Source organism: Mycolicibacterium sp. XJ1819, assembly GCF_053483675.1.
Genome location: NZ_JBEFST010000019.1, coordinates 104,991 through 126,257 on the forward strand (window position 1 = coordinate 104,991; position 21,267 = coordinate 126,257).

16 protein-coding genes and 2 tRNA genes are annotated in these 21,267 nt (G+C 67.5%); 15 read left to right on the plus strand and 3 right to left on the minus strand.

Going from position 1 to position 21,267, the window contains the following annotated elements; genetic code table 11:
* Positions 1–15: 15 nt before the first annotated feature.
* Positions 16–89: transfer RNA gene (locus ABQE89_RS20635), tRNA-Gly, on the minus strand.
* Between the two features lie 123 nt (positions 90–212).
* On the opposite strand from ABQE89_RS20635, the gene ABQE89_RS20640 reads away from it, so the two are divergent.
* From ABQE89_RS20640 to clpX, 5 genes are all read left to right on the plus strand, one after another.
* Positions 213–286 (plus strand) — tRNA-Pro (locus tag ABQE89_RS20640).
* Between the two features lie 47 nt (positions 287–333).
* The gene (gene tig, locus ABQE89_RS20645; protein WP_448420036.1) at positions 334–1,776 is read left to right on the plus strand and encodes a trigger factor; all 1,443 of its coding nucleotides are present in this window, start codon (positions 334–336) and stop codon (positions 1,774–1,776) included.
* A gap of 106 nt (positions 1,777–1,882) precedes the next feature.
* Positions 1,883–2,485, plus strand: coding sequence for an ATP-dependent Clp protease proteolytic subunit (locus tag ABQE89_RS20650; protein WP_448420077.1), 603 nt, complete (start codon positions 1,883–1,885; stop codon positions 2,483–2,485).
* On the plus strand, positions 2,482–3,117 hold the full coding sequence (locus ABQE89_RS20655; RefSeq protein ID WP_448420038.1) for an ATP-dependent Clp protease proteolytic subunit: 636 nt from the start codon (positions 2,482–2,484) through the stop codon (positions 3,115–3,117). Before ABQE89_RS20650 ends, ABQE89_RS20655 begins: the two co-directional genes overlap by 4 nt.
* Positions 3,118–3,488: 371 nt before the next feature.
* Positions 3,489–4,769, plus strand: a complete 1,281-nt coding sequence (gene clpX / locus ABQE89_RS20660) for an ATP-dependent Clp protease ATP-binding subunit ClpX (protein WP_448420040.1) — start codon at positions 3,489–3,491, stop codon at positions 4,767–4,769.
* A gap of 6 nt (positions 4,770–4,775) precedes the next feature.
* Here clpX and fdhD read toward each other — a convergent pair whose 3' ends face one another.
* On the minus strand, positions 4,776–5,600 hold the full coding sequence (gene fdhD / locus ABQE89_RS20665) for a formate dehydrogenase accessory sulfurtransferase FdhD (protein ID WP_448420042.1): 825 nt from the start codon (positions 5,598–5,600) through the stop codon (positions 4,776–4,778).
* A gap of 565 nt (positions 5,601–6,165) precedes the next feature.
* Here fdhD and ABQE89_RS20670 point away from each other — a divergent pair.
* The 5 genes from ABQE89_RS20670 (at position 6,166) to ABQE89_RS20690 (ending at position 11,943) form a co-directional block, all read left to right on the plus strand.
* Positions 6,166–8,157 carry a 2-oxoacid:acceptor oxidoreductase subunit alpha gene (locus ABQE89_RS20670; RefSeq protein ID WP_448420044.1) on the plus strand — a complete coding sequence of 664 codons (1,992 nt, stop codon included), beginning with the start codon at positions 6,166–6,168 and terminating at the stop codon, positions 8,155–8,157.
* Positions 8,154–9,221: a 2-oxoacid:ferredoxin oxidoreductase subunit beta gene (locus tag ABQE89_RS20675; protein ID WP_448420046.1), complete on the plus strand. Its 1,068-nt coding sequence runs from the start codon at positions 8,154–8,156 to the stop codon at positions 9,219–9,221. Before ABQE89_RS20670 ends, ABQE89_RS20675 begins: the two co-directional genes overlap by 4 nt.
* 10 nt (positions 9,222–9,231) lie before the next feature.
* A complete protein-coding gene (mobA, locus tag ABQE89_RS20680; RefSeq protein WP_448420047.1) occupies positions 9,232–9,840 on the plus strand; it encodes a molybdenum cofactor guanylyltransferase in 609 nt (202 codons plus the stop codon).
* Positions 9,841–10,884: 1,044 nt separating this feature from the next.
* The gene (locus tag ABQE89_RS20685) at positions 10,885–11,208 is read left to right on the plus strand and encodes a transglycosylase family protein (protein WP_448420049.1); all 324 of its coding nucleotides are present in this window, start codon (positions 10,885–10,887) and stop codon (positions 11,206–11,208) included.
* Positions 11,209–11,433: 225 nt separating this feature from the next.
* On the plus strand, positions 11,434–11,943 hold the full coding sequence (locus ABQE89_RS20690) for a transglycosylase family protein (protein WP_448420051.1): 510 nt from the start codon (positions 11,434–11,436) through the stop codon (positions 11,941–11,943).
* Between the two features lie 21 nt (positions 11,944–11,964).
* Here the strand turns inward: ABQE89_RS20690 and ABQE89_RS20695 are convergent, their stop codons facing one another.
* Positions 11,965–13,128 carry an FAD-dependent oxidoreductase gene (locus ABQE89_RS20695; RefSeq protein ID WP_448420053.1) on the minus strand — a complete coding sequence of 388 codons (1,164 nt, stop codon included), beginning with the start codon at positions 13,126–13,128 and terminating at the stop codon, positions 11,965–11,967.
* 84 nt (positions 13,129–13,212) lie between these two features.
* On the opposite strand from ABQE89_RS20695, the gene ABQE89_RS20700 reads away from it, so the two are divergent.
* The 5 genes from ABQE89_RS20700 to folC all read left to right on the plus strand — a co-directional run.
* Positions 13,213–15,201: a S9 family peptidase gene (locus tag ABQE89_RS20700; RefSeq protein WP_448420055.1), complete on the plus strand. Its 1,989-nt coding sequence runs from the start codon at positions 13,213–13,215 to the stop codon at positions 15,199–15,201.
* A gap of 10 nt (positions 15,202–15,211) precedes the next feature.
* Positions 15,212–16,459: a saccharopine dehydrogenase family protein gene (locus ABQE89_RS20705; protein WP_448420057.1), complete on the plus strand. Its 1,248-nt coding sequence runs from the start codon at positions 15,212–15,214 to the stop codon at positions 16,457–16,459.
* A gap of 84 nt (positions 16,460–16,543) precedes the next feature.
* Positions 16,544–17,146: a DUF937 domain-containing protein gene (locus tag ABQE89_RS20710; RefSeq protein WP_448420059.1), complete on the plus strand. Its 603-nt coding sequence runs from the start codon at positions 16,544–16,546 to the stop codon at positions 17,144–17,146.
* A gap of 61 nt (positions 17,147–17,207) precedes the next feature.
* A complete protein-coding gene (locus tag ABQE89_RS20715) occupies positions 17,208–19,859 on the plus strand; it encodes a valine--tRNA ligase (protein ID WP_448420060.1) in 2,652 nt (883 codons plus the stop codon).
* Positions 19,856–21,267, plus strand: a 1,412-nt coding sequence (folC, locus tag ABQE89_RS20720; protein ID WP_448420061.1) for a bifunctional tetrahydrofolate synthase/dihydrofolate synthase, incomplete at its 3' end; no start/stop codon positions are given. The genes ABQE89_RS20715 and folC, both read left to right, overlap by 4 nt.

Genomic DNA, 21,267 nt, shown 5'->3' on the forward strand with positions numbered 1-21,267 from the left:
GCGGGGCGGGCCAACTGGAGCGGGCGACGGGAATCGAACCCGCGTCGCTAGTTTGGAAGACTAGGGCTCTACCATTGAGCTACGCCCGCGTGTGCAGCAGCACCAGCAGACTGTACCGGCGCCGCCCGAAACAAATCCAATTGAAGGCATCGCTTGATCAGCCCGTAGTATTCCGCGTGGTCGCTCGGTGTTTTCCGGGTGGCCCAACAGCGCGGGGTGTAGCGCAGCTTGGTAGCGCATCCGCTTTGGGAGCGGAAGGCCGCAGGTTCAAATCCTGTCACCCCGACTGCACCCCCGCACGACCCACCAGACCGGACCACAAGGAGCAGGAACGTGAAGAGCACCGTCGAGAAGTTGAGCCCGACGCGGGTTCGCATCAACGTGGAGGTGCCCTTCACCGAACTCGAGCCGGAATTCGACCGCGCGTTCAAGCAGCTGGCCAAGCAGGTGCGGCTGCCCGGCTTCCGCCCCGGCAAGGCACCACGCAAACTGCTCGAGGCGCGTTTCGGCCGCGAGGCGATGCTGGACCAGGTCGTCAACGAGGCGGTGCCCGGCCGGTACTCCGAAGCGGTCACGACCTCGGATGTGAAGCCACTGGGACAGCCCGAGATCGAGATCACCAAGAAGGAGTACGGCGAGGACCTGCAGTTCACCGCCGTCGTCGACATCCGGCCCGACATCGAACTGCCCGATCTGGAGAACCTGAAGATCGTCGTCGACCCGATCGAGGTGACCGACGACGAGGTCGACGCCGAACTGCAGTCGCTGCGGGCGCGCTTCGGCACGCTCAAGGGCGTCGACCGGCCCGCCGAGAACGGCGACTTCGTCTCGATCGACCTGTCGGCCACCGTCGACGGCAAGGAACTGCCCGAGGCCGCCGCCGAGGGACTGTCGCACGAGATCGGCTCGGGTCAGCTGATCGAGGGCCTCGATGAGGCGATCATCGGCCTCAAGGAGGGCGAGACCAAGGTCTTCACGACCAAGCTGGTCGCGGGTGACCACGCCGGTCAGGAGGCCGAGGTCACCGTCACCGTCAAGTCGGTGAAGGAACGGGAGCTGCCCGAGCCAGACGACGAGTTCGCCCAGCTGGCAAGCGAATTCGACACCATGGACGAGTTGCGCGAGAGCCTCGTCGAACAGGTCCGTCGCGTCAAGCGCGTGCAGCAGGCCGAGCAGATCCGCGACAAGGCGCTGGAGACGCTGCTCGAGCAGGTGGAGGTGCCGGTTCCGGAGAACGTGGTGCAGGCGCAGGTCGACGAGACGTTGCACAGCGCGATCCACAGCCTCGATCACGACGAGGCCCGGTTCGCCGAGATGCTCGAAGCCCAGGGCAGCAGCCGCGAGAAGTTCGACGCCGACAACCGCAGCAACGCCGAGAAGGCGGTCAAGACCCAGCTGCTGGTGGACGCGATCGCCGACACGCTCGGCATCGAGGTCAGCCAGAGCGACCTGACCGAGCGGCTGGTGCTGATGTCACAGCATTACGGCATGGAACCGCAGCAACTGCTGCAGATGCTGCAGCAGAACAACCAGCTGCCCGCGATGTTCGCCGACGTGCGACGCGGCCTGGCCGTGGCCGCGGTGGTCGAGGGCGCCACGGTGACCGACACCGAGGGCACCGAGATCGACACCTCCGAGTTCTTCGGCCGGCCGGCTGCCGAGACCGACGAGGCCGGGGAGACCCCCGAGACCGCGGAAGCGTCGGAGGACGACGGCAAGGCCGAGTCAGCCGCCGACGAAGCCGCAGCTGACGAAGAATCTGCCGACGCCAAGTGACGCTGTGAGCGAACGGGCGCCGTGTGGGGAGTGCACGACCGCGCCCGTTGGTTAGTGTCGATGTCAACCCAGACTTCAAGAAAGCAGGTACCCAGTCGTGACTGACATGCGTGGCGCCGGCCAGGGGCTCAACCTCGTCGACTCGGTGTACGAGCGCTTGCTCGCCGAGCGAATCATCTTTTTGGGCTCTCAGGTCGACGACGACATCGCCAACCGGTTGTGCGCGCAGATTCTTCTGCTGGCCGCCGAGGATCCCACCAAGGACATCCACCTCTACATCAACTCGCCGGGCGGTTCGATCAGCGCCGGCATGGCGATCTACGACACCATGGTGCTGGCGCCGTGCGACATCGCCACCTACGCCATGGGCATGGCCGCGTCGATGGGTCAGTTCCTGCTCGCCGCGGGCACCAAGGGCAAGCGCTACGCCCTTCCTCATGCGCGCATCCTCATGCACCAACCGCTCGGCGGGGTCACCGGCAGCGCGGCCGACATCGCGATCCAGGCCGAGCAGTTCACCGTCATCAAGAAGGAAATGTTCCGGCTCAATGCCGAATTCACGGGACAGACGGTGGAACGCATCGAGGCCGACTCCGATCGCGACCGCTGGTTCACCGCGCAGGAAGCGCTCGAATACGGATTTGTCGACCACATCATCACCAATGCCAGCGTCAACGGCGCCGGACCAGGAGCAGGACTAGACAAATGAGCCGAGATATTCAGCCTTCAGCGCGTTACATCCTGCCGTCGTTCATCGAGCACTCGAGCTTCGGCGTCAAGGAGTCCAACCCGTACAACAAGCTCTTCGAGGAGCGCATCATCTTCCTCGGGGTTCAGGTCGACGACGCGTCGGCCAACGACATCATGGCCCAGTTGCTGGTGCTCGAATCGTTGGATCCGGACCGCGACATCACCATGTACATCAACTCTCCGGGTGGCTCGTTCACGTCGCTGATGGCGATCTACGACACCATGCAGTACGTGCGCGCCGACATCCAGACGGTCTGCCTCGGGCAGGCGGCGTCGGCGGCGGCGGTGCTGCTGGCCGCGGGCACCAAGGGCAAGCGCATGGCGCTGCCGAACGCTCGCGTGCTCATCCACCAGCCCGCGCTGGCCGGTGTCATCCAGGGCCAGTTCTCCGACCTGGAGATCCAGGCCAAGGAGGTCGAGCGGATGCGCACCCTGATGGAGCACACGCTGGCCAGCCACACCGGCAAGGACGCCGAGACCATCCGGCGCGACACCGACCGCGACAAGATCCTCACGGCCGAGGAGGCCAAGGAGTACGGGATCATCGACACGGTGCTCGAATATCGCAAGCTCTCGGCCCAAACGGCCTAGCCGAACCGCTCGTGCCGATGGCCGGTGATCCACGCGATGACCGGCCGTCGAGCACCGTTTCACGCCGCGACAAGCCGGCGAATTTCGCGGGCGCCCAGCCGCGCGCAGGACTGTATGGTGGGGCGCAGCGACCCATCTGCGCATCCTTTCGGTCCGGTAACGGCGGCGACACGCCAAAGACACGGAGGCGCGTTCGGACGGGCTCGCGGGGTGACAGACGATATGTTCTGGCAGACACGTAAATACCAATCACGCGATTCGGCTTTATCGGTCGCACCGCGCGGGAACAAACGGGTAGCGTCGGGTAAACCCCCGAGGTGACCGAGTAAATGAATCAACACCGACTTCGAGGAAAGTAGGGCCCCACCACCATGGCGCGCATTGGAGACGGCGGTGACCTGCTGAAGTGCTCGTTCTGCGGGAAGAGTCAGAAGCAGGTCAAGAAGCTGATCGCGGGCCCAGGCGTCTACATCTGCGACGAGTGCATCGATCTGTGCAACGAGATCATCGAAGAGGAACTCGCCGACGCCGATGACGTCAAGCTCGACGAGCTGCCCAAGCCGGCCGAGATCCGCGACTTCCTCGAGAGCTACGTCATCGGTCAGGACACCGCCAAGCGCACGCTTGCGGTCGCGGTCTACAACCACTACAAGCGCATCCAGGCCGGCGAGAAGAGCCGCGACTCGCGTTCGGAGCCGGTGGAGTTGGCCAAGTCCAACATCCTCATGCTCGGCCCGACCGGCTGCGGTAAGACCTACCTCGCGCAGACCCTCGCGAAGATGCTCAACGTGCCCTTCGCGATCGCCGACGCGACGGCGTTGACCGAGGCCGGCTACGTCGGCGAGGATGTCGAGAACATCCTGCTCAAGCTCATCCAGGCCGCCGACTACGACGTCAAGCGCGCCGAGACCGGCATCATCTACATCGACGAGGTCGACAAGATCGCCCGCAAGAGCGAGAACCCGTCGATCACCCGTGACGTGTCCGGTGAAGGCGTGCAGCAGGCGCTGCTGAAGATCCTCGAAGGTACGCAGGCATCGGTGCCCCCGCAGGGCGGGCGCAAGCACCCGCACCAGGAATTTATCCAGATCGACACCACCAACGTGCTGTTCATCGTGGCCGGTGCGTTCGCCGGGCTGGAGAAGATCGTCTCCGATCGGATCGGTAAGCGCGGGCTGGGCTTCGGCGCCGAGGTGCACTCCAAGGCCGAGATCGACACCCAGGACCACTTCGCCGAAGTGATGCCCGAAGACCTGATCAAGTTCGGGCTGATCCCGGAGTTCATCGGCCGCCTTCCCGTGGTGGCGTCGGTGACCAACCTGGACAAGGATTCACTGGTCAAAATCCTGTCCGAGCCCAAGAACGCGTTGGTCAAGCAGTACACCCGGCTGTTCGACATGGACGGTGTGGAACTGGAGTTCACCGACGACGCCCTCGACGCCATCGCCGATCAGGCCATCCACCGCGGCACCGGCGCCCGTGGCCTGCGCGCGATCATGGAGGAAGTCCTGCTGCCGGTGATGTATGACATCCCCAGCCGCGACGACGTCGCCAAGGTCGTCGTCACCAAGGAGACGGTGCAGGACAACGTGTTGCCGACGATCGTGCCGCGCAAGCCGTCGCGCACCGAGCGTCGCGACAAGAGCGCCTAGTACCGGCTAGCGCCTGACCCGGTCGGGACGCGTGTAGACGTTCATCGACTCGCCGCGCAAGAACGCCACCAGCGTCAGGCCCGACTGGCTGGCCAAATCCACCGCCAGCGACGACGGCGCGGACACCGCGGCGAGCACCGGAATGCCCGCCATCACCGCCTTCTGCGTGAGTTCGAAGGACACGCGCCCGCTGACCAGTAGCACGGTGGCGGTCAGCGGGATCCGGTTCTGTTCGAGCGCCCAGCCGATCACCTTGTCGACGGCGTTGTGGCGGCCGATGTCCTCACGCACGGCCAGCTGTGTGCCGTCGACGTCGAAGAGCGCTGCGGCGTGCAGACCGCCGGTGGCGGCGAACACCTTCTGCGCGTCGCGCAACCGGGCGGGCAGGCTCGAGAGGGTGTCCGCGGCGACCACCGACGGGTCATCGCCCGGGCAGTGACGGCTGATCAGTTGCACGGCGTCCAGGGACGCCTTACCGCACACCCCGCATGACGAGGTGGTGTAGAAGTTGCGGGTGACGTCGAGGTCGGGCATCGCGACATCCGTGGCCAACGTCACGTCGAGCACGTTGTAGGTGTTCAGGTTCTCGGGGCCGGCGCCTTTGCAGTAGCGCACCGTGAGCACATCCTCGCGACGGCCGACAACCCCCTCGGTGAGCAGAAAACCTTGAGCCAGTTCGATATCTGAGCCGGGCGTGCGCATGGTGACGGTGATCGGGTTGCCGTTGACCCGGATCTCCAGCGGTTCCTCCACCACCAGGGTTTCGGGGCGCGCGACCGCGTCGTCGGCGGTGACGTGCTGGGCCCGTCGTCGGGCTGTGACCCGCCCCACTAGACGACGACCTGACCGCAGAATCCGCACGTCGCGCACCGCATGGTCCTCAGCCTAGGCGGCCGCGCAGCGCGAGCCGACTCGTCGTCACCGCGCGAACACGGCACAATTGGGTCGTGCACAGTGAAACCAGATCGAAGGCAACCACGCCGGCCTGGCGTGACCCGCTTTCAGCCGGCTTCCGGGCGCACCGCCACCTGCTGCTACTGCGGTTGCGCTGGCACGAGCGGCGGGCGTCGGCGGTGGCCGACCGCTCAGCCTGAGGTGCTAGCAGCGGGGTTACCGCGGAGTAATCAAATCCTTAGAAATGGTTGTCTCGTCGAGGTGACGAATGACACAGTTTTGTCTCATCACGACCGTCGCCACGCGGATTGAGCAGTGCGTTCAAGGTGAGGTAACCCATGCGGTATCCGCGGGTCGGGTCAAGGGCTACCTAAGAGAAGTGCAATAATCGGTACTAGCAGTGACATAAAAAATCCAACGGAGGTTCGCCGACAGCGCGTCGTTCGACTGCGGCTCGGTAGACATCCATCGGTACGGCCGAAATTCGACGGAAGGCAGGCGAGTGCGGGCGAACGGCAACGGCGCCACTCCAGGCGACGAGGTAGGTGGCGGCTCCGCAGGACCCACACGGGAACGACAGAAGCTGGAGAAAGTTGTCATCCGCTTCGCCGGAGACTCCGGCGACGGTATGCAGCTCACCGGCGACAGGTTCACCTCCGAGGCCGCGCTGTTCGGCAATGACCTTGCCACACAACCGAACTACCCTGCCGAGATCCGTGCGCCGCAGGGCACGCTGCCCGGTGTGTCGTCGTTTCAGATTCAGATCGCGGACTACGACATCCTGACCGCCGGTGACCGGCCCGACGTGTTGGTCGCGATGAACCCGGCGGCGCTGAAGGCCAACGTTTCGGACCTGCCGCGCGGCGGGCTGATCATCGCCAACTCCGACGAGTTCACCAAGCGCAACCTGTCCAAGGTCGGCTACGAGTCCAATCCGCTGGAGTCCGAGGAACTCTCCGACTACGTGGTGCAGGCCGTGCCGATGACGTCGCTGACGCTGGGCGCGGTCGAGTCGATCGGCGCGTCCAAGAAGGATGGCCAGCGCGCCAAGAACATGTTCGCGCTGGGACTGCTGTCGTGGATGTACGGCCGCGAACTGCGGCACAGCGAGGGCTTCATCCGGGAGAAGTTCGCCGCCAAGCCCGATATCGCCGAGGTCAACGTGCTCGCGCTCAAGGCCGGCTGGAACTACGGCGAGACCACCGAGGCCTTCGCCAGCACCTACGAGGTGGCGCCGGCCAAACTGGCCCCCGGTGAATACCGGCAGATCTCGGGTAACACCGCGCTGGCCTACGGGCTGGTCACCGCCGGGCACCTGAGCAATCTGCAGTTGGTCCTGGGCACCTACCCGATCACCCCGGCCTCCGACATCCTCCACGAGCTGTCGAAGCACAAGAACTTCAACATCATGACCTTCCAGGCCGAAGACGAGATCGCCGGAATCGGCGCGGCCATCGGCGCGTCCTACGGCGGTGCGCTCGGTGTCACCAGCACCTCAGGGCCAGGCATCTCGCTGAAGTCCGAGGCTCTCGGGCTGGCGGTGATGACGGAGCTGCCCCTGATCGTCATCGACGTCCAGCGTGGCGGCCCGTCGACCGGCCTGCCGACCAAGACCGAACAGGCCGACCTGCTGCAGGTGCTCTACGGGCGCAACGGTGAGTCGCCGGTGGCAGTGCTGGCCCCGCGCTCGCCGTCGGACTGCTTCGAGGTGGCCCTGGAGGCTGCGCGCATCGCGGTGACCTACCACACCCCGGTCGTCATCCTCTCCGACGGCGCGATCGCCAACGGCTCTGAGCCGTGGCGTATTCCGGAAGTCGCCAGCTATGCGCCGATCGAGCACAAGCTCGCGAAATCCGGTGAACCGTTCCAGCCCTACGCACGCGACCCCGAAACCCTGGCGCGCCAGTTCGCCGTCCCGGGCACGCCCGGCCTCGAACACCGCATCGGCGGACTCGAGGCGGCCAACGGGTCGGGCAACATCTCCTATGAGCCCAAGAACCACGACCTGATGGTGCGGCTGCGGCAGGCCAAGATCGACGGCATCACGGTGCCCGACCTCGAGGTCGACGACCCCACCGGCGACGCCGAACTGCTGATGCTGGGCTGGGGTAGCAGTTACGGACCCATCGGTGAGGCGTGCCGGCGCGCGCGCAAGCGGGGCGTCAAGGTGGCCCAGGCGCATCTGCGCAACCTCAGCCCGCTGCCGGGCAACCTCGGCGAGGTACTGCGGCGCTACCCCAAGGTGGTGCTGCCGGAGATGAACCTCGGCCAGCTGGCGCTGCTGCTGCGCGGCAAGTACCTGGTCGACGTCCAGTCCGTCACCAAGGTGGAGGGCATGGCGTATCTGGCCGACGAGGTCGAGGGCATCATCGACGCCGCCCTCGAGGGAACGTTGAGCGAGAAGGAAACGGACAAGGCCAGATTCGCTCGGCTGGCGGCGGCCACCATCGAGGCTGAAGACACTGACGCGAGCGGCGTGGGAGCAATGGCATGACAGATCTGATCGGAGTCGACCTCGGCCTGGCGGGCACCAGTGGCGTACCGACCACTGACCAACCCCAGAAGGGCAAGGATTTCACCAGCGACCAGGAGGTCCGCTGGTGCCCCGGCTGCGGTGACTACGTCATCCTCAACACCATCCGCAACTTCCTGCCGGAGTTGGGCCTGCGGCGCGAAAACATCGCGTTCGTCAGCGGCATCGGCTGCTCGAGCCGCTTCCCGTACTACCTGGAGACCTACGGATTCCATTCGATCCACGGTCGCGCCCCGACGATCGCCACCGGCCTGGCGCTGGCCCGTGAGGACCTGTCGGTGTGGGTGGTCACCGGCGACGGTGACGCACTCTCGATCGGCGGCAACCACCTGATCCATGCGCTGCGCCGCAACGTCAACCTCACGATCCTGCTGTTCAACAACCGGATCTACGGGCTCACCAAGGGGCAGTACTCGCCGACCTCGGAGGTCGGCAAGGTCACGAAGTCTACGCCGATGGGTTCGCTGGACTATCCGTTCAACCCGGTGTCGCTGGCACTGGGTGCCGACGCGACGTTCGTCGGCCGTGCGCTGGACTCCGACCGGGCCGGGCTGACAGAGGTGCTGCGGGCAGCCGCCGCGCACCGCGGCGCCGCGCTGGTGGAGATCCTGCAGGACTGCCCGATCTTCAACGACGGTTCCTTCGACGCGCTGCGCAAGGAGGGCGCCGAGGAGCGCTTGATCACGCTGCGCCACGGTGAGCCGATCACCTTCGGCGCCGACGGCGAATACTGCGTGGTGCGGTCCGGCTTCAGCCTCGAGGTGGCCAAGACCGCCGACGTGGCTGCCGAGGAGATCGTCGTGCACGATGCCCAACTGCAGGACCCGGGATACGCGTTCTCGCTGTCGCGGCTGTCCGAGCAGAATCTCGAACACATGGTCATGGGTATCTTCCGACAGGTCAGCAAGCCGACCTACGACGACGCGGCCCGCAACCAGCTGGCGGCCACCCGGCAGGCCAAGGCCCACGACGCGGCGGCGCTGCAGTCGCTACTGCGCGGCAAAGACACCTGGACCGTCGACTAGTCTCACTGACGTGACGACCCCCGTGCCCCTCGCTGGAATCGTTTTGGCCGGCGGGGCATCCCGTCGGATGGGCCGCGACAAGGCCACCGTGATGTTCGAGGGGCAGACCCTCGTCGAGCGCACCGTGACCGCCGTCGGCGCCCGCTGCGCTCCCGTCTACGTCGTGGCCGCGCCGGGCCAGCCCCTCCCGGCCCTGAACGCCGAGGTTCTGCGGGACGAGATCCGCGGTGTCGGCCCGCTGTTGGCGACCGGTCGCGGGCTGCGCGCGGCGGCCGAGGCCGGTCTCGAGCTCGCGTTCGTGTGCGCCGTCGACATGCCGTTCCTGTCGGCCGACCTGATCGACGAGCTGGTGGGGCCGGCGGTGCGGTTGGGGGCGGACGTGGTGTTGCCGTGGGACGGCCGCGCGCACTATCTGGCCGGGATCTACCGGACCAGCCTGCACACCCGGATCACCGAGTTGGTGGCGGCCGGGGAGCGCAGCATGCGGGCGCTGGTCCACACCGTGGACACCCAACGGATCGTCATGCCCGAGCAGCGTGCACTGACCAACATCAACACCGCGGCCGACCTGGCCGCCGCCACCACCCCGCAGCTAGCCAGCAAATTAGCAATCGCATAATTGTCAATTTATGTTTGAGCGGCCCGAATTATTGGCCCGCTATTTCTTCGTTAATTTATCGTTATATGACGAGGTCGGCGTGCGGGATATTCGACCGATGGCGGGCTCCGGCCTAGCGCGCTAGGTGTGAAACCGCCTGACTCCCTTAGAGTTTCGGGCGCCAACCCGCTGAATTCCATGCCATTTGGTCGCGAATTCGACTGTCATTTCGGCGCTTCGGGTCAACTCCGGCGGTGCATTTCGCGTCCGAGACGCCGCCGCAGGCTGCGCTGACGGATGGTGCCAGGCGGCGAGGCGTGCCGCCGGCCGATCGCGACGTGGTACGCATCCGGTTCGTCAGCTGTAAAAACCTGGTATGCAACGCAACTGAGCGGACCCCGCGGGTAGGACCCTGGTCGGACGTGTGCGCTCATCGCGGCCTACCCGCAGTCGGCGAGATAGTGTAGTCGAGTGTTGCAACATGTTTGATGAATGAACCACCGACGCCACAGTCAGCGAACCCATTTGCCAGTTCACCCGGTCATCGGCAGGCTGAACGGCGGTTTTCCCCGCGCCGTTGGTGTTTCGCGGGCCGCTCAGGGGTATCCAGCGCTCGAGAATGGCGATCTATTCCGTGCCCCGGGTCACAAATTACCCGTGAGATAGCTCACGGGGACACGCCGGATCTCCCGTTTCCACGACGACGTCAAAGCGGCGAATGACCAGCATGAACACCGGCCATGCCCGGTCGTGATCTGTCCGTGATCTAACCGCGACACGTCCGACACCCGACATGACTTTCCCGGAATTGGTTTGTACGGTCCGAAACGGCTCGATCAGAGCAAATAATTTCAAAACCACGAACCTGCGCGTGAGTGGGAGCTGTTCGAGGGGAAACCGACCTCGGCGGCCGTCGGCCCGAATGTCGGCGAGGCACGTTCTTGCCTTCCGCTGTCGCACCTGACCGAGACGGTGCGGCCCCATCCCTTCGCCTGTGTCACAGGCCGCTGCGCCCGTGCCTCCGCACGGGTGTTCTTGGTGCGCGCTCGTCCGAAAGGATCGAAGTTGAAGAACATCCGCAAGACGTTTGGCCTGGCCACCTTCGCTGGGGCGCTCGCATTGGCCCCGATGGCGATCGCGACGGGGACAGCCAATGCGGAAAGCGTGAACTGGGACGCCGTCGCGGCCTGCGAGTCCGGTGGCAACTGGTCGATTAACACAGGTAACGGCTACTACGGCGGCCTGCAGTTCAGCCTTGGCACCTGGCGGTCCAACGGCGGTTCGGGTATGCCGCACCAGGCGAGCAAGTCCGAGCAGATCCGCGTTGCGGAGAACGTGCTGCAGTCGCAGGGCATCGGCGCATGGCCGAGCTGCGGCGGCCGCGGCTGACCTCGGGGCAGCCCGCATAGACAAGCGATGACGGTGCCGGACGCCATGTCCGGCACCGTCACTGCTTTCTCAGAGGACTCTTACACCAGATAAGTAACGAATAAAACTTCCACACCTTCAGTAACAGGTGATGTTCATCACCCGACACACCGGATAGCCGCATCGCGGGAGCACCGCTCCTCACGTGCGGGCCTTGTGTCAAACGGTCGGGGAAGGACCGCAGTGATGAACATTCGTAAGGCTGTCACCAAGGGCCTGTGGGCCGCCGCCATCTCCGGAGCGCTCGCCGTGGTGCCGATGGCTCTTTCGGAGTCCTCGTTGGCCACCGCGCAGGCCGACTCGGTCAACTGGGACGCGATCGCCCAGTGCGAGTCAGGTGGCAACTGGGCGATCAACTCCGGCAACGGCCACTACGGCGGGCTGCAGTTCAAGCAGGCGACCTGGGCGGCCAACGGTGGGGTGGGCAATCCCGCGCATGCCCCGCGCGCCGAGCAGATCCGGGTGGCCGAGAACGTCCTGCGCACCCAGGGCCTCAAGGCATGGCCGAAGTGCGGTGCGCAGGCCGCGTCCCCGGCGGTGTGGCGCAACCCCGCCGCGTCCGCGACGCCGACGGCCCCGGCCACGGCCACCGGCTGCGCGGCGATGCCGACGCGCGGGCTGCTCGGCTTCATCAACCCGCGGCAGATGTGCTCGGCCCTGCTCAATCCGCTGGGCGCGCTGGCGACACCACGCTGAACTCGTTGACCTGCGGAGTCCTCACGCCGGTTGCAGGTCTTTTTCGCTCGGCGGCACGAACGCCGAGCGGGCCGCGATCGTGGCCAGATGCCGGGTCACCAACGCCTCGGGCGCCAGCACCGTCGCGCGGCTCGCCGCGGCGCTGAGCAACGGCGGCAGGTTGACGATCCGGCCGACCAACGCCGACTCGCGCACCACTGCCCGTACTCTGCGTCGGCGAAACCGGGCGAACCCGGCGAACGCCGACGCGAGGTCGTTGGCTCCGGCGACGAAGCGCGCGAGGATCGCGGCGTCTTCGAGACCCTGGCAGCCACCCTGGCCGAGGTGCGGGCGCATCGGGTGGGCGGCGTCGCCGACGATGACGATCGGCCCCCGGGCCCAGTGCCGGGCCTGATCGCGGTCGAACATGTCGTTGCGCAACACCGCGTCGGGGTCGGTGGAGGCCAGCACCTCGGGGATCGGGTCGGCCCAGTCGGCGAACTTCTCGGCGAGGTAGGTCAGTTCGCCCTGCGGTGAGACGCCGCCCTGGGCGGTGCGTTCGGTGGCGAACCAATAGGTGCGGTCGGCGCCGAGCGGGACATGGCCGAACTCCACGGCGGGCCCGAGGACCTCGCCGGCGACGTCGGGGTCGACGGCGAAGTCGGCCACTCCGCGCCGGGCGGTGTAGCCGACGTAGTGATGGGCCAGCGCACCGTTGAGATGGCGGGCCACCACCGAGCCGGTGCCGTCGGCGCCGATGACGGCGTCCGCCTCGATCGTGGCGCCGTCGGCCATCGTGACCCGAACGCCGCCGGGCGTGGCCTGCACGGCACTGGCGCTGCGGCCGTACTGAAGGGTGCCGTCGGCCAGCGCACCGGCGAGAACCGTGGCCAACGCATTGCGGTGGATCACCACCAACGGTTCCCCCAGCGCCTTGATCAACCGTTGCGGCGAGGGTCTGCGCAACCAGCGGCCGTCCCGCCAACGCAACGCGCCCGCGGTGACGCGGCCGCCGGCGTCGCGCACGGCGTCGCCCACCCCGATGTCGTCGAGGGCGGCCAGGGCGTTGGGCCAGATGCTGATGCCCGCGCCCGACGACGTGTCGGTGCGCTCCTCGATCACGGCGACGTCGTGGCCGTGTCGCTGCAGGGCGATGGCGCTCGCCAGCCCGGCCACGCCCGCGCCGATCACCAGGAATTTCGGCATCCGTCGAACGTAGCGCCTCGCCTTCGGCGCGGGGGTCGGGTCGCGGGACGAGGCCGGCGGGCGCCGCTGTGCTACGAACGGGGCATGCCCGACTCCACGCCGTTCCACGACCTCGACGACTACCTCGCGCTGCCTCGCATCTCCGGGCTGGCGGTGGCGCCCGACGGGTCCCGGGTGGTGACCACGGTGGCCGAGCTCAACGACAAACGCACCGAATACGTCAACGCGATCTGGGAGCTCGACCCGGCGGGCAGACAGCCGGCGCGGCGGTTGACGCGCGGCGCCAAGGGCGAGTCCGCACCGAGTTTCACCGCCGGTGGTGACCTGTTGTTCGTCGCCGCGCGGCCCCGCGCCGACGACGACGAACCGCCCGCGGCGCTGTGGCGGCTGCCCGTGGCGGGTGGCGAGGCTTTCGAGGTGCTGTCGCTGCCCGGCGGCGTCGAAGCCGTACGCACCGCGCGGCAGGTCGACCGGGTTGCGGTGCGCGCTCCGATGCTGCCGTCGGCGCGCAGCATCGACGACGACCGTCGGCTGCGCGAACTGCGTAAGGACGGCAAGATCACCGCGATCCTGCACACCGGGTATCCGGTCCGGCACTGGGACGAGGACCTCGGCCCCGCCCAGCCTCACCTGCTGAACCTGGACTTGACCGACAACCAGACCCGCGACCTCACCGAGACACCGGCAAACGCGTTGCGCGGCACGGACTTCGACATCAGCGGGGACGGCACGTTTGTGGTGACCGGTTGGCAGGTGCCCGCCGCGGCGGGGTCGCGACGCTCGGTGCTGGCCCGGATCGACACCGACACCGGTGAACGGACCGTGATCGCCGACGACCCCGAGGCCGACCTGTGGCATCCGGTGATCGCACCCGACGGATCGGCGGTGGCCTACCTGCGCGAAGCGTATTCGACACCCGAACGGGCGCCGCGAATCACCCTGTGCTGCTTACGGTTCAACGGCGAACACACCACCGTGGCGGCCGGCTGGGATCGCTGGCCGTCGACGGTGACGTGGACGGATGACGGTACGGCGTTGATCGTGTCCGCCGACCAGGACGGCCGCGCACCGATATTCCGGGTGGACCTGGCCGACGAGACCGTCACCCAGTTGACGTTCGACGACTACGCCTACACCGACATCACCGCGGTGCCCGGCGATATGGTCTACGCGCTGCGCAGTTCCTACGCCGTGGCGCCCCATCCCGTGCGCATCGATCCGGACGGCGCGGTGACGGAGTTGCCGTGCGTCGGGCAGCCGAGACTGCCCGGCACGGTGACCGAGATCGAGGCCACCGGCGCCGACGGGACCCGGGTGCGGTCCTGGCTGGTGCTACCCGACGGTGACGACGCGGCGCCCCTGCTGCTGTGGGTGCACGGCGGCCCGCTGGGCAGTTGGAACTGCTGGCACTGGCGGTGGAACCCGTGGCTGTTGGCCGCCCGTGGCTATGCGGTCCTGCTTCCGGATCCGGCGTTGTCCACCGGCTATGGGCAGGACTTCATCCAGCGCGGGTGGGGCGCGTGGGGTCGCGCACCGTACGAGGATCTGATGGCCGCCACCGACGCGGCGTGCGCGCACCCGCGCGTCGACGCCGACCGGACCGCGGCGATGGGTGGTTCGTTCGGCGGGTACATGGCCAACTGGATCGCGGGGCACACCGATCGCTTCGATGCGATCGTCACCCATGCCAGCCTGTGGGCGCTGGATCAGTTCGGCGCCACCACGGATTCGGCCTACTACTGGCAGCGCGAGATGACCGCGGAGATGGCCGCGCAGAACTCCCCGCACCGCCACATCCACAAGATCAACACCCCGATGCTGGTCATCCACGGCGACAAGGACTACCGCGTGCCGATCGGTGAGGCGTTGCGGCTGTGGTATCAGCTGCTGAGCGAATCGCGGCTGCCCGCGGCCGACGACGGCACCAGCCCACATCAGTTCCTCTACTACCCGTCGGAGAACCACTGGGTGCGCGGCCCGCAACACGCCAAGATCTGGTACCAGGTGGTGCTCGCTTTCCTGAGCCGTCACGTGCTCGGTGAGGACGTCGAACCGCCGGAAACCCTCGGGTAGCGTCGCGGTCATGCAGCGCGAATTCGACATCGTCCTCTACGGCGCGACCGGCTTCGTCGGAAAACTCACCGCCGAATACCTGGCGTCGGCCGCCGGGGATGCCCGCATCGCGCTGGCCGGGCGGTCACCGGACAAGCTACTGGCGGTGCGGGAGACCTTGGGGGACAAGGCGCAGTCGTGGCCGCTGATCACCGCCGACGCCGACCAGCCGTCCACCCTCAACGCGATGGCCGCCCGCACGCAGGCGGTGGTGACCACCGTGGGTCCGTATGCCCGCTACGGTCTGCCGCTGGTGGCAGCGTGCGCGGCGGCGGGCACCGATTACGCCGACCTGACCGGCGAATCGATGTTCATCCGCGAGAGCATCGACCTCTACCACAAGCAGGCGGCCGACACCGGCGCGCGCATCGTGCATTCGTGCGGATTCGATTCCATCCCTTCAGATCTCACCGTCTTCGCGTTGTACCGTCGCGCACAGCAGGATCAGGAAGGTGAACTCACCGACACCAACCTGGTGGTGCGCTCCTTCGCGGGCGGGGTCTCCGGTGGCACCGCCGCCTCGATGTTGGAGGTGATGCGGGTGGCCTCCCGCGATCCCGAGGCCCGACGGCTGATGAACGATCCCTACACGCTGACCCCGGACCGCGGCGCCGAACCCGACCTCGGCGAACAACCGGACCTGCGGTGGCGGCGCGGTGGGCAGATCGCGCCCGAACTGGACGGATACTGGGTGGGTCCGTTCGTGATGGCAGCCATCAACACCCGAATCGTTCGGCGCAGCAACGCATTACTCGACTACGCCTACGGCCGTCGGGTGGAGTACGGCGAGCAGATGAGCATGGGCAAGTCGCCGCTGGCCCCGGCGGCCGCGGCCCTGGCGGCCGGCGGTAACGCCCTGGCCATGGGACTGGGCAGCCGGTTCTTCGACCGGGTGCCGCACAAGCTCGTCGACCGCATCGCCCCCAAACCCGGCACCGGGCCCAGCGAACAGGTCCGCGAGCGCGGTCACTACACCGTCGAGACCTACACCACCACCACGACCGGCGCGCGCTACCGGGCCACCATGTCTCAGCAGGGCGACCCCGGATACAAGGCCACCGCGGTGTTGCTGGGCGAAAGCGCACTGGCCCTGACGTTCGACCGCGACCGACTCTCGGACCTGCGCGGCGTGCTCACCCCCGCCGCGGCGATGGGTGATGCGTTGCTGGCGCGGTTCCCCGCGGCGGGCGTCTCGCTGGACACCACCCGGCTGGGCTGACCTCACCGCCGGCGAACGCCCGTGCACCAGCAGCGAGTGCACTAGCGTCGTAACGGCATATCCGGCGACGAAGGTGGGCAGGCAGTGGCTGATCTCGACGAGTTGTTCGCACAGATCCCCGTTCAAGACATCGCGAGAAAGGTCGGCGCCGACGAAGCCGAAGTGAATTCCGCCATCCGCACGCTGGTGCCCGCCCTGGTCGGGGGGATGGCGCAGAACGTCCAGTCCGGCGAGGTCGACTCGGGCGATCTCGAGTCGACGGTCGCCGAGCAAGGCTCCAGCAACCTGCTCGACGGCGGGGTCGACGTCGACCAGGTCGACGCCAAGCAGGGTGATCAGTTCGTCGCCCGCATCTTCGGCGGCAACGACAGCAACCAGGTGGCATCGGCGCTGGCCGGCGGTGGTGCCGGCAACAGCGAGCTGATCCAGAAGCTGCTGCCCATCCTCGCCCCGATCGTGCTGGCCTACATCGGCAAGAAGTTGACGGGCTCGACGGCCGGCGCCCCCGCCGACACGCAGTCCGGCGGCGGGCTCGCCGACATCCTGGGCAGCATCCTCGGCGGCGCGGGTGGCGGCAGCGGCGGCGGCGACAACCCGCTGGGCAGCATCCTGGGCAGCGTGCTCGGCGGTAAGCAGGGCGGCGGATTGGGCGACATCCTCGGCGGCCTGCTGGGCGGTAAGAAGTAGCCGGACACCCGCGTGCGGGCGGTGGCCCAAGTCACTTGGCACGTCTACCTAGAATTGCGGAGTGACCGCGAGCCCGAAACCCGCCGCTGACGCCCTGCCCAAGTCCTGGGACCCGGGGGCGGTGGAAAGCGACCTCTACGAAGGTTGGGTCAAGGCCGGGTACTTCACCGCCGACGCGTCCAGCAGCAAGCCGCCCTATTCGATCGTGCTGCCGCCGCCGAACGTCACCGGCAGCCTGCACATGGGCCACGCGTTGGATCACACGCTGATGGACGCGCTCACCCGGCGCAAGCGCATGCAGGGCCACGAGGTGCTGTGGCTGCCCGGGATGGACCACGCGGGCATCGCCACCCAGGCCGTGGTCGAGCGTCAACTCGCCGCCGACGGCAAGACCAAGGAGGACCTGGGGCGCGAACTGTTCCTGGAGCGGGTGTGGGACTGGAAGCGCGAGTCCGGCGGCACCATCGCGGGCCAGATGCGCCGGCTCGGCGACGGTGTGGACTGGAGCCGGGACAGGTTCACGATGGACGAGGGTCTGTCGCGGGCGGTCCGGATGATCTTCAAGCAGCTCTACGACGCCGGGCTGATCTACCGGGCGGAGCGGCTGGTGAACTGGTCGCCGGTGCTGCAGACCGCGATCTCCGACCTCGAGGTGAAATACGAGGACGTCGAGGGTGAGTTGGTGTCGTTCCGCTACGGCTCCATGCGCGATGACGAACCGCACATCGTCGTCGCCACCACCCGCGTCGAGACGATGCTCGGCGACACCGCGATCGCCGTGCACCCCGACGACGAGCGTTACCGGCATCTGGTCGGTAAGACGTTGGCGCATCCGTTCGTCGACCGCGAGATCGTGATCGTCGCCGACGAGCACGTCGACCCCGAATTCGGCACCGGCGCAGTCAAGGTCACCCCCGCCCATGACCCCAACGACTTCGAGATCGGCCTGCGGCACGCGCTGCCGATGCCCAACATCATGGACACCAAGGCCCGGATTGCCGACACCGGAACGACTTTCGACGGCATGGACCGTTTCGAGGCCAGGGTCAAGGTGCGTGAGGCGCTGGCCGAACAGGGGCGAATCGTCGAGGAGAAGCGGCCCTACGTGCACAGCGTCGGTCACTCCGAACGCGGTGGCGAACCGATCGAACCGCGGCTGTCGATGCAGTGGTGGGTCAAGGTCGAGTCGCTGGCCAAGGCCGCCGGCGACGCCGTGCGCAACGGCGACACCGTCATTCACCCGGCCAGTCTGGAACCCCGCTGGTTCGCGTGGGTGGACAACATGCACGACTGGTGCATCTCGCGGCAGCTGTGGTGGGGCCATCGCATCCCGATCTGGCACGGACCCGACGGCGAGACCGTCTGCGTGGGGCCCGACGAGACCCCGCCGCCGGGCTGGACGCAGGACCCCGACGTGCTCGACACCTGGTTCTCCTCGGCGCTGTGGCCGTTCTCCACCATGGGCTGGCCCGACCGCACCCCGGAGTTGGCGAAGTTCTATCCGACCACCGTGCTGGTCACCGGCTACGACATCCTGTTCTTCTGGGTGGCGCGGATGATGATGTTCGGCACGTTTGTCGCCGACGACCCGGCGATCACCCTCGACGGCGCGCGCGACCCGCAGGTGCCGTTCCGCAATGTGTTCCTACACGGGCTGATCCGAGACGAGCACGGCCGCAAGATGACCAAGTCGCGGGGCAACACCATCGACCCGCTGGACTGGATGGAGAAGTACGGGGCCGACGCGCTGCGCTTCACCCTGGCGCGCGGCGCGAACCCCGGCGGGGACCTGTCCATCGGTGAAGACACCGCCCGCGCCTCACGCAACTTCGCCACCAAGCTGTTCAACGCGACCCGGTTCGCGCTGATGAACGGAGCGGCGCCGGCGGCCCTGCCCGACACCGCCGAACTCACCGACGCCGACCGCTGGATCCTGGGCCGGCTCGAAGAGGTTCGCGCCGAGGTGGATTCGGCCTTCGAAAGCTATGAGTTCAGCCGTGCATGCGAGGCGCTCTACCACTTCGCGTGGGATGAGTTCTGCGACTGGTACGTCGAGTTGGCCAAGGTGCAACTGGCCGACGACACGCCGCACACCACCGCAGTGCTGGCCACAGTGCTCGACACCCTGCTCAAGCTGCTGCATCCGGTGATGCCGTTCGTCACCGAGACGCTGTGGAAGGCGGTCACCGGCGGGGAGTCCGTCGTCATCGCCGAGTGGCCCGAACCGTCCGGGATCAGCCTGGATCCGGTTGCCGCCCAACGCATCACCGATATGCAGAAGTTGGTCACCGAGGTGCGGCGGTTCCGCAGCGACCAGGGGCTGGCCGACCGGCAGAAGGTGCCCGCGCGGCTGGCGGGCACCGCGGAGGGCGACGTGGACACCCAGATCCCGGCGGTGCGCTCGCTGGCCTGGCTCACCGACGCCGACGACGGCTTGAGCGCCTCGGCGGCCGTGGAGGTGCGGCTGTCGCGGGGCACCGTGGTGGTGGAGGTGGACACGTCGGGCACCGTCGACGTGGACGCCGAGCGGCGCCGCCTCGAGAAGGATCTGGCGGCGGCCAACAAGGAACTGGAGGGCACCACCAAGAAACTGGGCAACGAGGCGTTTCTGGCCAAGGCGCCGGCCGAGGTGGTGGACAAGATCCGGGGCCGCCAGCAGGTGGCGCGGGAGGAAGTCGAGCGGATCACGGCCCGACTGGCCGCTCTGCGATGACCGATCCCGCGCCCACCCCCGACGAGGTCGCTTCGCTGCTGCAGGTCGAGCACCTGCTCGACCAGCGGTGGCCCGAGACCCGTCTGGAGCCCAGCACCGCGCGCATCGCGGCGCTGATGGAACTGCTCGGCTCGCCCCAGCGCGGCTATCCGTCGATCCACATCGCGGGCACCAACGGCAAGACCTCGGTGGCCAGGATGGTCGACGCGCTGCTGACCGCACTGCACCGCCGCACCGGCCGCACCACCAGCCCGCACCTGCAGTCGGCGGTGGAGCGTATCTCCATCGACGGCAAACCGATCAGCCCGGGGCAATACGTCGCGACCTATCGTGAACTCGAACCGTTCGTGCACCTGGTCGACGAGCAATCCGCGGCCGCCGGCGGGCCCGCCATGAGCAAGTTCGAGGTGGTCACCGCGATGGCGTTCGCCGCGTTCGCCGACGCGCCCGTCGACGTCGCGGTCGTGGAGGTCGGCCTGGGCGGCCAGTGGGACGCCACCAACATCGTCAACGCGCCGGTGGCCGTGATCACCCCGATCGGCGTCGACCACACCGACTATCTCGGCGACACAGTCACCGACATCGCCGCCGAGAAGGCGGGCATCATCACCAAACAAGGCGACGATCTGGTACCTGTCGACACGGTCGCGGTGATCGGTCGGCAGTCGCCCGAGGCGATGGAAGTGCTTCTGGCCCAAGCCGTTCGCGCCGACGCCGCGGTGGCCCGCGAGGATTCGGAGTTCGCGGTGCTGACCCGCCAGACGGCGGTGGGCGGTCAACTGCTCGAAATACAGGGCCTGGGCGGGGTATACAGCGAGATCTTCCTGCCGCTCCACGGTGAACACCAGGCTCACAACGCGGCGCTGGCGCTGGCCGCAGTCGAGGCGTTCTTCGGCGCCGGTGCGCAACGCCAACTCGACGTCGACGCGGTCCGAGCGGGCTTTGCGGCGGTCACCGGGCCCGGGCGGTTGGAACGTATGCGCAGCGCCCCTACGGTTTTCATCGATGCGGCACACAATCCGGCGGGGGCCGCGGCGCTGGCGCAGGCGCTGCAGGAGGAGTTCGACTTCCGCTTCCTGGTCGGGGTGGTGTCGGTGATGGCCGACAAGGACGTCGACGGCATCCTGGCCGGCCTGGAACCCGCGTTCGACCAGATCGTGGTCACCCACAACGGTTCGCCGCGCGCGATGGAGGTCGAGGCGCTGGCGCTGCGCGCCGAGGAACGGTTCGGGCCGGAACGGGTGGTGACCGCCGCGACCCTGCCCGACGCGATCGAGACCGCGACCGCGCTGGTCGAGCAGGAGGCCAGCGAGGGCGAGACCGCGGCGGGCTTCGGAGGAGTGGGTGTGGTGATCACGGGTTCGGTGGTGACGGCCGGCGCGGCGCGCACGCTGTTCGGGAAGGACCC